This is a genomic window from Tsuneonella aeria (genome assembly GCF_009827495.1).
GTDB classification, from domain to species: Bacteria; Pseudomonadota; Alphaproteobacteria; order Sphingomonadales; family Sphingomonadaceae; genus Tsuneonella; species Tsuneonella aeria.
Window position 1 is genome coordinate 336,307 of sequence record NZ_WTZA01000001.1, and the last position, 12,474, is coordinate 348,780.

A 12,474-nucleotide genomic window follows, 5' to 3' on the forward strand; every position below is an offset into this window, starting at 1 on the left:
TGCTTGGCAAGCGAGCCATTCGCTGATGCGGCGTGGTCTTGCGCAGCGGCAACGCGCCATCGAAGGGCTGAAGGGAGGGCGGCTGGTGCGGATCGCCTGGCGCAAAATCGCGCGTGTCCCGGCAAGCGGCGGTTTCCCCCACGTCTGGAACGGCGTGACTGCTGACAGGCCGCCCGCGCGCGGCTAAGGGCGCCGACGATGACCGACCTTCAGCGCATACGCAATTTCAGCATAATCGCCCACATCGACCATGGGAAGAGCACCCTGGCGGATCGCTTGATCCAGGCGACCGGTGGACTTACGGACCGTGAGATGAGCGAACAAGTCCTTGATAACATGGACATTGAACGCGAACGGGGCATCACTATCAAGGCCCAGACGGTCCGTCTCAGCTACACTGCAAAGGACGGCGAGACATACGCCCTCAACCTCATGGACACGCCCGGCCACGTCGACTTCGCGTACGAAGTGAGCCGCTCCCTCGCCGCGTGCGAAGGCGCGCTGCTGGTGGTCGACGCGGCGCAAGGGGTGGAGGCGCAGACCCTCGCCAACGTGTACCAGTCCATCGAGCATGACCACGAGATCGTGCCCGTCATCAACAAGATCGACCTGCCCGCCGCCGAACCCGAAAAGGTCCGCGCCGAGATCGAGGATATCATCGGCATCGATGCGTCCGAAGCCGTGCTCACGTCCGCCAAGTCCGGCATCGGGATCGAGGACGTGCTGGAAGCCGTCGTCGCCCGCATCCCGCCGCCCGCGGGCGACCGCGACGCGCCGCTCAAGGCCATGCTGGTGGACAGCTGGTACGATCCCTACCTCGGCGTGGTGATCCTTGTGCGCGTGATCGACGGCGCGATCCGCAAGGGCCTGCACGTCACCTTCATGCAGGGCGGCACGCAGCACCTCATCGACCGCGTGGGCGCCTTCACCCCCAAGCGCGTCGACCTGCCGGAACTGGGGCCGGGCGAGATCGGCTACATCACCGCCCAGATCAAGGAAGTGGAACAGGCCCGCGTCGGTGACACGATCACCACGGTGAAGGGCGGAGCCACCGAGGCGCTGGCCGGTTACAAGGAGGTGCAGCCGGTCGTGTTCTGCGGCATGTTCCCGGTCGACGCCGCCGACTTCGAGAAACTACGCGAATCGATCGCCCGCCTGCGCCTCAACGACGCCAGCTTCAGCTTCGAGATGGAATCGAGCGCGGCGCTGGGCTTCGGTTTTCGCTGCGGATTCCTCGGCCTGCTGCACCTAGAGATCATCCAGGAACGGCTGACCCGCGAATACGATCTCGACCTCATCACCACGGCGCCATCGGTCGTCTATCGCATCCAGCTCCGCGCCAGCCGCAACGACGACGCGCGCGAGATCATGCTCCACAACCCGGCAGATTACCCCGATCCCAGCCGGATCGAGACGATCGAGGAGCCGTGGATCAAGGCGACGATCTACACCCCCGACGAATACCTCGGTTCCATACTCAAGCTGTGCCAGGACCGGCGCGGTATCCAGACCGACCTGACGTATGTCGGCGGCCGCGCGCAAGTGAGCTACGAACTGCCGCTGAACGAAGTGGTGTTCGATTTTTACGACCGCCTGAAATCGATCAGCCGCGGATATGCCAGCTTCGACTACGAACAGATCGGCCTGCGCGAAGGCGACCTCGTGAAGATGAGCATCCTCGTCAACAACGAGCCGGTCGACGCCCTGTCCATGATCGTCCACCGCTCCGTCGCGGAGGCGCGCGGGCGCGGCATGTGCGAACGGCTGAAGGACCTCATCCCCCGCCACCTGTTCAAGATCCCCATCCAGGCCGCGATCGGCGGCAAGGTGATCGCCCGCGAGACAATCGCCGCCCTGCGCAAGGACGTGACCGCCAAGTGCTATGGCGGCGACATCAGCCGCAAGAAGAAGCTGCTGGAGAAGCAGAAGAAGGGCAAGGCGCGGATGCGGGAGTACGGGAACGTGAGCATTCCGCAGGAGGCGTTCATCGCGGCGTTGCGCATGGGCGAGGAGTGATCGCCAGCCATGGTGAAAGCGTTTCCGGGCCCTTCCTGAAACGATTGCCTGAACGCGGGCAGGACAGCGTGGACGAGGGCGGCAACTTCACTTTGCGTTCACGCGGGCCGGCGTTATAGGCGCGGCCTATGCAGACGCCCCTTCGCGCTTCGCCCCGCACCCCTTCGTCGCGCCGCCTGGCGGTGGCGGCCGCAGTCGGCCTCTCGCTCGCTCTTTCGGCATGTGCCGGGCGCAGCAGCGGTCCGCAGGATACCAGCTATGTCGCGCGGGACGTGGAATCGCTCTACGCCGCGGCGAAGGACCGGCTCGATCGCGGGCAGCCGAAGCTCGCCGCCGCGCTGTTCGACGAGGTGGAGCGCCAGCATCCCTATTCGCCGTGGGCCCGCCGCGCCCAGTTGATGAGCGCGTTCAGCTACTACGTGGCGCGCGATTACAACAAGTCGGTGGAGAGCGCGCAGCGGTTCCTCTCCATCCACCCCGGCAACCGCGATGCGCCATATGCCTATTACCTGATCGCGCTCAGCTATTACGAGCAGATCAGCGACGTGGAGCGTGACCAGAAGGTGACGGAGCAGACGCGCACCGCGCTGCAGGAATTGATCCGTCGCTACCCCGCGACTGAGTATGCAAGCGATGCGAAGCTCAAGCTGGACCTGGTGCAGGATCACCTCGCCGGTAAGGAGATGGAGATCGGGCGCTTCTACGAACGGTCGGGGAGCTGGCTGGCGGCGCAGATCCGGTTCCAGAACGTGGTCGACAACTACCAGACCACCAGCCACGCGCCCGAAGCCCTCTACCGCCTCGCCGAAACGAGCCTCGCCCTGGGCGTGCCGGAAGAGGCGGTGAAGTACACCGCCGTGCTCGGCGCGAACTACCCGGGCAGCGAGTGGTACGAGAAAGCCTACAAGCTGGTGCAGAAGAACGCCGCTGGCGTTACCGCAAGCTAGTCCCGGAATTTCGCCTCGAACCCGCCCCGGGAGATGGGGTAGGGCGGCGTGCCGGTATGGTCAGTTCCGCCTTACCGGACATGGTAAATTCCGGTGCAACGAACCGCCCGCGTTCTCCGGTAAAACGGCGTTCTGCCTCGGTTACGAATTTTTACCCATTACCCTCCTAGACTGAGCGCGGCTCCGGCCAATCGCAACGGAGGCGGCAAAATCTGCCGCATCGAATGGGTACAGTCGCAGACAAGTCCACGGCAGACGGACAGCGGGCGAGGGTGGGACCCTTGCGCGCCTGGCTGCGCCGTGCGCTCGCGTGGCGACGCCGCGGTCGGCCGATCGATCCGCGCACCCGGATTCTGGCATGGGCGATCGGTCTCGGCCTGATCTCCGGCGCGATCGAACTGTTCGAACCGCTGGAAGACGCCTTCCGCGCCGTGCGCGCCATGGTGCGCGAACACCCGGCCGATCAATCGATTGTCGTGGTGAATGTCGACGAATACTCGCTCAGCGTCCTCGGCGGGAACGAACCCCGGCGCAGCGACGACGCGAAGCTGCTCGACAACCTGTTCGCCATGGGCGCCAAGCGGGTGTTCTTCGACCGCGCCTACGCCGACCTGTCGACGCCAGCGGAAGACGCCAAGCTGGTCGAGGCCTTCAAGCGGTATCGTGGCCGGGTGTTCGTTGGGGCGGTTCCCAACGTTAAGCGCATCAGCGGTGAAAACCTGAACCTGAAGCCCAATCCTTACTTTGCGCCGCATGTGAACATTGTAAGTATACTTGGCCAGGAAGGTCCGCTTGGCCTCGCTATCCGTTTTCCGACCGAGAGTAAAATCGGCGGCGAGGCAAAGCCGTCCCTGTCAGCAGAACTGGCGAACGTTCGACTTCCTGAGCAGATGTACAGGATCGATCTGGCGATCGACCACGCGACAGTGCCCACAATGCACTATCTCGATCTTCTCAACGGGGACATTGATCGGGCAGCGGTAGCGGGCAAGGATTTTGTCGTTAGCCCACCAAGCCGGATGACGTACGACTTCCACCCGATACCGTTCCAACAAAAGGTCGCTGGCGCTATCCTTCATGCGGTCGGCGCGCAAACGCTGAAGAAAGGCGTTCCCATCGAATCCGGCTGGATAATGCCCTTCCTGGTGGCGTGCGCGTTCCTGTTGTACCAGGCCCGGCGCGTCCGCCCGTCGCGGACCCAGTTCGCGGCCGTTGCCGGCCTCCTCCTTATCGTGCCTCTTGGACTGGACTTCCTCCTCATCAACGTGGACATCTTTGCCGCAATTTGTGCGCTCGCGATCGGCGGGGTGCGGTTCCACATGCTCGATCGCATGTCTTACCGGGGCTCGACCGATTTGCGCCGTATCGAGACGGCGATCGACATGCGCAGCGACAGCGGAACGGAAGTGCTGGCCATCAAGCTGCGCAACTTCGCCACGATCAGTGCAAACCTGGCCGCAGAGCAGGTGGATGAATTGCTCGGCAAAGTGCAGGCCCGGCTACGCGCGACGCAGCCCGATGCGGAATTCCTTTTTGAAAAAGACACGTTCGTCTGGCTGCAACCCCGTGTCGACGGCGAGCTGCTGGAAGACCACTTGCGCGGGCTCCACGCCCTGTTCAACATCAACATAACGGTAGGGGCGCATTCGCCCGACGTGGCAACCGCTATCGGCGCTGACACGAATTACTCTTCGCCACTGCGCGAGCGGATCGAAAGTGCAATCCAGTGCGCCGAGGATGCCGCGCGTGCCGGCCGGATTTTCATGATCAGCGAGGAGGATATCGTCGAGGATCGGGCCTGGCGCCTGGAGATCCTGTCCGAGCTTGAAAGCGCCATCCGGCACAACGAGGTGGAAGTCCTCTATCAGCCCAAGGTGTCTCTGAAGAGCGGCGCAATCATCGGCGCCGAAGCCCTGCTGCGCTGGCGGCACCCCGTTCGCGGGATGATCGATCCATCGAAGGTCATCAAGATCGCCGAGGAGCACAACCGCGTCGACATGATCACGCGCTTCGTCCTCAATCGCGCCTTGAGCCAGGCGCGGGCCGCGATCGCAGCGGACCCGGCATTTCGCATCGCCATCAATATTTCCGCGCTCGATCTGCGCGATCCCCTGTTCACACGCCAGCTTCGCCAGTTGCTGAAGGCATACCGCGTTCCTGCCGGCAACCTGGTGATCGAAATCACCGAGACTGCCCCGATCGACAATGACGAGGTCGTGGCTGCCGTCTTCGCCGAGATCAAAGCGATGGGGGTGAAGCTGTCGGTGGACGATTTCGGCATGGGTCACGCTTCGCTGCATTACTTGCGGCGCATTCCGGCGGACGAGGTCAAGATCGATCGCAGTTTCGTGTCCGGCATGGACAACTGCGCGGAGGACGCGGCGCTCGTGCGATCTGCGATCGAGATGATCCATTCACTCGGGCGGATCGCCGTTGCCGAAGGCGTCGAGCGCCCGGTGCTGGTGCAGCGCCTTCACGAAATGGGATGCGACGCGGCCCAAGGGTATCATTTCTCGAAGGCCATCCCGATGGCCCAGCTACTGCCACAACTCCGGGACAAAGCCGTGGCCGCTTAACAGTTTATTTACCCTTAAGATTTTGGTAACGCCTTTTGTTAGCACGCCCGTGCAAACAGGAGGAAAACCATGCTGTTCAAGCTCACCGTGGGCATCTGGGACTGGATGACCGAACTTTTCGGCGGTCGCTGAGCCAATCGAAAGAATTGAAAAGCCCCGGTTTTTCCGGGGCTTTTTGATTCAGGGACGGATTTGGCGACATGGTCGCGAAATCAAATGGTTAACGGCGAATCACCAATGCACACGTGAACATCGCCACACCCGATCATGCCGCCTTCTTCGCCTTCCCTGCGCGCCGGGCCACCCCGCTCAGCCCCTTGGTGAGCTGCAGCAGACCGTTGAGACGGCTGTTCGCATCGCCCCATGCGCGCGAGAGGACAAGCTTCATGTCCGGGCGTAACCGGGCGTCCGGTCCGACCCGCTCTACCCACGCCAGCAATCCGGCCGGGTCGGGAAAATCGTCGTTGTGGAACGTGACCAGCGTGCCCCGGGCGCCGACGTCGATCTTGGCGATATTGGCCTCGATCGCGCGGTGCTTGATCTCGATCAGCTTGACGAGGTTGGCGGTCGCCGGCGGCAGGGGGCCGAACCTGTCGATCATCTCGGCCGCCAGTCCTTCGATCTCGCCCTGATCGCGCGCGTCGTTGAGCCGCCGGTAAATCGCCATGCGTACGGCGAGGTCCGGCACGTAATCCTCGGGGATCATGATCGGCGCATCGACGGTGATCTGGGGCGAGGGGCCCGCCTCCCGCACGACGCCGGAGTCGCCCGCCTTGGCGGCCAGGATCGCGTCCTCCAGCATGGATTGGTACAACTCGAAGCCCACTTCGCGGATATGGCCGGATTGTTCGTCACCCAGCAGGTTGCCGGCCCCCCGGATGTCGAGATCGTGGCTGGCCAGCTGAAACCCGGCGCCCAGCGAATCGAGATCGCCCAGGACCTTCAGGCGTTTTTCCGCGACTTCGCTGAGCGCCGTGTCGGGGGTCGTGGTGAGGTAGGCGTACGCGCGCCGCTTCGATCGGCCGACCCGTCCGCGGAGCTGGTACAACTGCGCCAGACCGAACCGGTCGGCCCGGTGAATGACGATCGTGTTGGCGCTCGGGATATCGAGCCCGCTTTCGACGATCGTCGTCGACAGCAGCACTTCGTAGCGCCCGTCGTAGAACGCGCTCATCCGTTCTTCCACCTCGGTGGGGCTCATCTGCCCGTGTGCGCTGATGGATTTCACTTCCGGCACATGGCTGGCGAGCCACTGTTCCACCTGCGGCATGTCGGCGATGCGCGGCACCACGATGAAGCTCTGGCCGCCGCGGTGATGTTCGCGCAGCAGCGCCTCGCGCATCACCATGTCGTCCCATTCCATGACGTAGGTCCGCACCGCGAGACGATCGACCGGCGGGGTCTGGATGGTCGAAAGCTCGCGCAGCCCGCTCATCGCCATCTGCAGCGTGCGGGGGATGGGCGTCGCGGTGAGGGTAAGCACGTGGACGTCCGCGCGCAGCTGCTTGAGCTTCTCCTTGTGCGTCACGCCGAAGCGCTGTTCCTCGTCCACGATCACCAGGCCGAGATTCTTGAACTGCGTGCTCTTCGACAGGATGGCGTGCGTGCCCACCACCACGTCGATATCGCCGCTGGCCAGCCCGTCGCGGGTCTCTGACATTTCCTTCGCCGTGACCAGCCGGCTGAGCCGCCCGACCTTGAGCGGAAAGCCGGAGAAACGCGCCGCGAAGTTCTCGTGGTGCTGGCGGGCGAGCAGGGTGGTGGGCGCGACCACCGCGACCTGCCGCCCGCTCATTGCGGTGGCGAAGGCGGCCCGCAGCGCGACTTCCGTCTTGCCGAAGCCCACGTCGCCGCACACCAGGCGGTCCATCGGGCGGCCACTGGCGAGATCTTCCAGCACCTCGTCGATGGCGCGGTCCTGATCGTCGGTTTCCTCCCACGGGAAGCGGTCGACGAACTGGTTGAAGCTCGCTTCCTCCGTCTCGACCACGGCAGCCTTGCGCAACGCGCGGGCGGCCGCGGTGCGCAGCAGTTCGTGGGCGATCTCGCGGATGCGTTCCTTGAGGCGCGAGCGGCGCTTCTGCCAGGCCTCTCCGCCCAGCCGATCGAGCCCGACCATCTCCTCGCTCGATCCGTAACGGCTGAGCACCTCGAGGTTCTCGACCGGGACGTAGAGCTTGTCGCCGCCGTGGTATTCCAGCATCACGCAGTCGTGCTGCGACTTGCCGACGGGGATCGCTTCCAGCCCCAGGTACTTGCCGATGCCGTGATCGATGTGGACGACCAGGTCCCCGGCGTTGAGCGCCTGGAGCTCGGCGAGGAAGGCGTCCGCGCTCTTGCGGCGTTTCTTGCGCCGGACCAGCCTGTCGCCCAACAGGTCCGCCTCGGTAACGAAATCGATCTGTTCGCTGGCGAACCCGGTTTCGAGCGGCAGGACGATGGCGACGGCGCGGCCCTTGGCCGACATGCCGAGTGCTTCCTGCCAGCTTTCGGCCAGTTCCATCGGTGCGCCAGCTTCCGTAACGATCGACGCGATACGGGCGCGGCTGCCCTTGGAATAGGCGGCCAGGAGCGGGCGCTTGCCGGCCTTGCCCACTGCCTTCAGGTGATCCGCCGCCGCGGCGTAGAGATTGTCGCCCGATCCGTTCGCGATGCGGGCGCGCTCCGGCGCGAAATCGCGCCCCGACTGGAACCCGAAATCGACCACGGCAGGCCCCTCGGGCTCAGCGAAGATCGACGCGCGGTGTATCGGCCGGTCGCGCATCTGCGCCGCCAGCTCGTCTTGCGTTAGGTAGAGCGCGTCTTCGGGGAGGGGGCGATAGGTCCCTTCCTCGCGCTGGCGGTGGTAATCGGCAATGTCGCCGAAGCGCTCTTCCGCGGCGGTCACCGCGGCGCTGTCGATGACGATCAGGTCCTCGCCTGACAGGTGATCGAACAGCGTGGCGAGCCGGTCCTCGAACAGGGGTAGCCAGTGCTCCATCCCGGCAAGCCGGCGGCCGTCGCTGATCGCCTGGTAGAGCGGGTCCTGCGTGGCATTGGCGCCGAACATTTCGCGATAGCGCGAACGGAACCGCTTGATCGTATCGGCATCGAGCAGCGCCTCGCTCGCAGGGAGAAGCAGGTGCCGGTCGAGCGTGCCCGTGGTCATCTGCGTGGTGGGGTCGAACAGGCGCAGCGATTCCAGGTCGTCGCCGAAGAAATCGAGCCGCAGGCCGGATTCGATGCCGGAGGGGAACACGTCGAAGATCGAACCGCGCACCGCGAATTCGCCATGATCGATCACGGTATCGGTACGGTTGTATCCCTGCCGCTGCAGCAGAGTGATCAGCGCTTCGCGCGCGATGACCATGCCGGGCTTCAGTTCCTGCACCGCCTCGCGCACGCGGAAGGGGGTGAGCACACGCTGGAGCAGGGCGTTGGAAGTGGTTACGAGGAGTTGCGGCGCCTTGCCGCCCGCTTGCAGCCGATGGAGCGCCGCCAGCCTTCTCGCGCTCACTGCCAGGGCAGGGCTTGCGCGGTCATACGGAAGGCAGTCCCATGCCGGGAACTCGATGACCTCCAGCTCCGGCGCGAAGTAGTGCGCCGCATCCGCGACCGAGCGCATGGCGGCCTCGTCGGGCGCGACGAAAACCGCACGTCCCTTTGCCGCACGGGCAAGGTCGGCCATCACCAGCGGCTGTGCCCCGCGCGGGATGGACGAGAGTGTCAGCGGCTGACGGGCGGTGAGGATCGTCTTGAGGTCGGGCATGTGTTTTCCGGACGGTGGGTTACCGGGCAGGCGCGCACGCGGCGGCGCCCGATCCGCGCGCGGATCGGGACAGTCGGGGCCATGTCAGATAGTGCGAACGCGGCGCGCGGCAACCGGTTTCCGGTCCGCCCGGCGATTCATCCGATGGCGACGTAATCAAGTTTCCGCATCAGGACCATCTGCTCCCCGGCGAGATGATCTGGCGGCTGCTCGACGCCGAGTGCCCAGGCCATCACGTCCACATCGTCTTCTTCGAGCAAGGCTTCGAACCAAGCGAGACCCGCCTCGTCCCAGCTCTCGCCATAGCGATCGTAGAAGCCGCCGATCATGTAATCAGCCTCGCGCGTGCCGCGGTGCCAGGCGCGGAAACGCGCGCGGGCGAGACGTGCGGCGAGACGGTCTGCAGGGGGAGGGGCGCTGGCCATGGCGGCGTCCCTAGCCGCCATGGCCGTGGCCGTCATCCGGGGATTCAGCTGGCGTCCGCGTCCACCGCGGTCAGCTCGGCGGGCGGCAGACCGCCAGCCTCGGCCTGCGCCTTCAGCTCTTCCTTGCGCGCGATCATCTGGTCGAGCATCGACACGACATCCACGTCGCTGTCGCGCACCTGGGCGAAATAGCCTTCCTTGGGCTGTTCCTCTTCTTTCACGTGGTGCTCGATCTGCTCCTGCAGGACTTTCACCTTGGCTTCGAAGAATTCCCCTTCGCCCCCGGATTCCATGATGTCGTTGATCAGCACGCTCGCCCCGTCATGCTCGACATGGGCTTCCTTGTAGAGGTCTTCTTCCACCACGTCCTTGGTCGCCGGGTAGAAGATTTCTTCTTCCAGCAGCGAGTGGATCTTGAGCTCGTTGCAAATCTGCTGGGCAATCTGCCACTTCCGGCCCGAGTCGCCGGCCTTTTCGAACTTCGTGAACAGGTCCTCGACCTCGCGGTGGTCGTTCTTGAGCAGCATGATCGCGTCGGTGAATTCCCTGGTGGCCATTCTGGTTCTCCGGTTGGCGGATGGGTGGTGTCGTCCGCTAAAGCGGCGAGGTGCGGGACTGGTTCCTGCTTAACATTTGGCATGTGCTGCCAACACGCCAGCAGGGGTGACGAAACACGCCTAACTTGTTCTAAGGCGCGCCATGCGCCCCGAAGTGCTCAACCCTCTGTTCGCCCCGGCCGATTCGCTGGACGGGGTCGGGCCGAAGGTCGCGCGGCCGCTGGAAAAGCTCGGCCTGACCCGCGTACGCGACGTGGCGTACCACCTGCCAGACCGGTTCGTGACCCGGCGGCCGGTGGAAAATCTCGGCCACGCGAGCGTCGGCGAACAGATCGTGGTGCCGCTGACGGTGAGCGAACACCGCGCGGCCCGCAGCGGCCGGGGGCCATACAACGTGATGGCGTACGATGCGCTCGGGAACGTGGTATCGCTGACCTACTTCGGGAAGGCGAGCTACACGGCGCGAAAGCAGCTGCCGGTGGGCGAGCGCCGCTGGGTGGCGGGGCGGCTGGACCAGTATGGCCAGATGCTCCAGATCGTTCACCCGGAACACGTGGCCGAGGACAGCAGCGGTCTGCTGGGAACGCTGAACGAGCCGGTCTATGCCCTGTCGGAAGGCTTCACCCAGCCCAAGGTCGCGGGCCTGGTCGCGCAGGCGCTGGCGCGGCTTCCCGATCTCCCCGAATGGATCGAACCTTCCCAGCTCGCCTCCGCGGGGTGGCCGGCGTGGGCGGAGGCCCTGCCGCTCGCGCACCGCGGCGCGCATCAGGCAGCGCGCGACCGGTTGGCCTATGACGAACTGTTCGCCAACAGCCTGGCGCTCATGCTGGTCCGCGCGGACAATCGCCGCCGGCGCGGACAGGCGCTGCAAGGCGACAGATCACTCCGGGCGAAACTCGCGCTGCCGTTTCCACTGACCGGAGCGCAGCGCCGCTCGATCGACGAGATCGCAGGCGACCTTGCCCAGGGTGTCCCGATGCTCCGGCTGCTGCAGGGCGATGTGGGATCGGGCAAGACTGTCGTGGCGCTGGAAGCCATGCTGATCGCGGTGGAGGCGGGGGCGCAGGCGGCGCTCCTCGCGCCCACGGAGATACTGGCGCGCCAGCATTTCGAGACACTGCGCCGCATGCTGGCGCCGACCGGGGTCGAGATCGCCCTGCTCACCGGCCGCGACAAGGGGCGTGCCCGCGAATCGATCCTGATGGGGCTGCAGGATGGCAGCATTCCGATCGTCGTCGGCACGCACGCCATCTTCCAGGACGCGGTCGCCTATCGCAACCTCGGCCTGGTGGTGATCGACGAGCAGCACCGGTTCGGCGTGTCCCAGCGGCTGATGCTGGCGAGCAAGGGGCGCGTGACGCCGCATACCCTGGCCATGACCGCCACCCCGATCCCCCGCACTCTGACCCTGGCCCAGTACGGCGAGATGGATGTCAGCCGCCTCGACGAGATGCCGCCGGGCCGTCAGGCGATCGACACGGTCGTCATCGCGGCTGAGCGATTGCCCGAGGTGGTGGAACGTCTGGCGGCCCAGATGGAAGCAGGCGCGCAGGCGTACTGGGTGTGCCCGATGGTCCGCGAACTGGAGACGGAGGACATCGCCGCGGCCGAGGCGCGTTACGCTTCGCTGAAGGCGCGTTTCGGCGATGACATCGTGCTGGTCCACGGGCAGCTTCGCCCTGAGGAGAAAGACGCCGCGATGGAGCGGTTCGCCTCCGGGCGGGCCCGGCTTCTCGTCGCGACCACGGTGATCGAGGTGGGGGTGGACGTCCCCAACGCCACGCTGATGGTGATCGAGCAGGCCGAACGGTTCGGCCTTGCCCAGTTGCACCAGTTGCGCGGGCGCGTGGGGCGGGGCGACAAGAAGTCGGTCTGCGTGCTCCTGCGCGGCGATGCGCTGAGCGAAACTGGCAAGCAGCGCCTCGCCCTCATGCGCGAGACGCAGGACGGATTTCGCCTGGCCGAGGAGGATCTACGGCTGCGCGGCGGGGGCGAGCTGCTGGGCACCCGACAGTCGGGTGACACGCCCTTCCGCATCGCCGATCTCGACCAGATCCAGCGCCTGCTCCCCCTGGCGCACGACGATGCGCGGCTGTTGATGGATCGTGACGGCGGGCTCTCGGGAGAAAGAGGGGCGGCGGCCCGGATCCTGCTCTATCTCTTCGAACGGGACTGGGGGGTCCAGCTCCTGCGGGGAGGGTAGCG

8 protein-coding genes are annotated in these 12,474 nt (G+C 65.3%); 5 read left to right on the forward strand and 3 right to left on the reverse strand.

The window, feature by feature from the left end; translation table 11 throughout:
- Positions 1-25: 25 nt before the first annotated feature.
- The 4 genes from GRI40_RS01665 (at position 26) to GRI40_RS01680 (ending at position 5,539) form a co-directional block, all read left to right on the forward strand.
- Positions 26-187, forward strand: a complete 162-nt coding sequence (locus tag GRI40_RS01665; RefSeq protein ID WP_160609736.1) for a hypothetical protein — start codon at positions 26-28, stop codon at positions 185-187.
- An 11-nt stretch (positions 188-198) separates the two neighbouring features.
- Positions 199-2,016 (forward strand): translation elongation factor 4, encoded by a 1,818-nt coding sequence (gene lepA, locus GRI40_RS01670; protein WP_160609737.1) that lies wholly within the window; start codon positions 199-201, stop codon positions 2,014-2,016.
- A 128-nt stretch (positions 2,017-2,144) separates the two neighbouring features.
- On the forward strand, positions 2,145-2,963 hold the full coding sequence (locus GRI40_RS01675; RefSeq protein WP_160609738.1) for an outer membrane protein assembly factor BamD: 819 nt from the start codon (positions 2,145-2,147) through the stop codon (positions 2,961-2,963).
- 224 nt (positions 2,964-3,187) lie between these two features.
- Entirely contained in the window at positions 3,188-5,539 is a 2,352-nt protein-coding gene (locus GRI40_RS01680) for an EAL domain-containing protein (protein ID WP_160609739.1), read from the forward strand.
- Positions 5,540-5,804: 265 nt separating this feature from the next.
- Here GRI40_RS01680 and mfd read toward each other — a convergent pair whose 3' ends face one another.
- From mfd to GRI40_RS01695, 3 genes are all read right to left on the reverse strand, one after another.
- Positions 5,805-9,287 carry a transcription-repair coupling factor gene (gene mfd / locus GRI40_RS01685; RefSeq protein ID WP_160609740.1) on the reverse strand — a complete coding sequence of 1,161 codons (3,483 nt, stop codon included), beginning with the start codon at positions 9,285-9,287 and terminating at the stop codon, positions 5,805-5,807.
- A gap of 137 nt (positions 9,288-9,424) precedes the next feature.
- Entirely contained in the window at positions 9,425-9,712 is a 288-nt protein-coding gene (locus GRI40_RS01690; RefSeq protein WP_160609741.1) for an FAD assembly factor SdhE, read from the reverse strand.
- 44 nt (positions 9,713-9,756) lie between these two features.
- Positions 9,757-10,269: a hemerythrin domain-containing protein gene (locus tag GRI40_RS01695; protein ID WP_160609742.1), complete on the reverse strand. Its 513-nt coding sequence runs from the start codon at positions 10,267-10,269 to the stop codon at positions 9,757-9,759.
- 142 nt (positions 10,270-10,411) lie between these two features.
- Between GRI40_RS01695 and recG the strand changes: the two genes are divergently transcribed.
- Positions 10,412-12,472: an ATP-dependent DNA helicase RecG gene (recG, locus tag GRI40_RS01700; protein ID WP_160609743.1), complete on the forward strand. Its 2,061-nt coding sequence runs from the start codon at positions 10,412-10,414 to the stop codon at positions 12,470-12,472.
- Positions 12,473-12,474: the final 2 nt, after the last annotated feature.

Excerpts from the sequence above, each read along its gene's own strand:
- GRI40_RS01665 (WP_160609736.1), top strand. The coding sequence starts at position 26 with ATGCGGCGTGGTCTTGCGCAGCGGCAACGCGCCATCGAAGGGCTGAAG.
- lepA (WP_160609737.1), top strand. The coding sequence starts at position 199 with ATGACCGACCTTCAGCGCATACGCAATTTCAGCATAATCGCCCACATC.
- GRI40_RS01675 (WP_160609738.1), top strand. The coding sequence starts at position 2,145 with ATGCAGACGCCCCTTCGCGCTTCGCCCCGCACCCCTTCGTCGCGCCGC.
- GRI40_RS01680 (WP_160609739.1), top strand. The coding sequence starts at position 3,188 with ATGGGTACAGTCGCAGACAAGTCCACGGCAGACGGACAGCGGGCGAGG.
- mfd (WP_160609740.1), bottom strand. The coding sequence starts at position 9,287 with ATGCCCGACCTCAAGACGATCCTCACCGCCCGTCAGCCGCTGACACTC.
- GRI40_RS01690 (WP_160609741.1), bottom strand. The coding sequence starts at position 9,712 with ATGGCCAGCGCCCCTCCCCCTGCAGACCGTCTCGCCGCACGTCTCGCC.
- GRI40_RS01695 (WP_160609742.1), bottom strand. The coding sequence starts at position 10,269 with ATGGCCACCAGGGAATTCACCGACGCGATCATGCTGCTCAAGAACGAC.
- recG (WP_160609743.1), top strand. The coding sequence starts at position 10,412 with ATGCGCCCCGAAGTGCTCAACCCTCTGTTCGCCCCGGCCGATTCGCTG.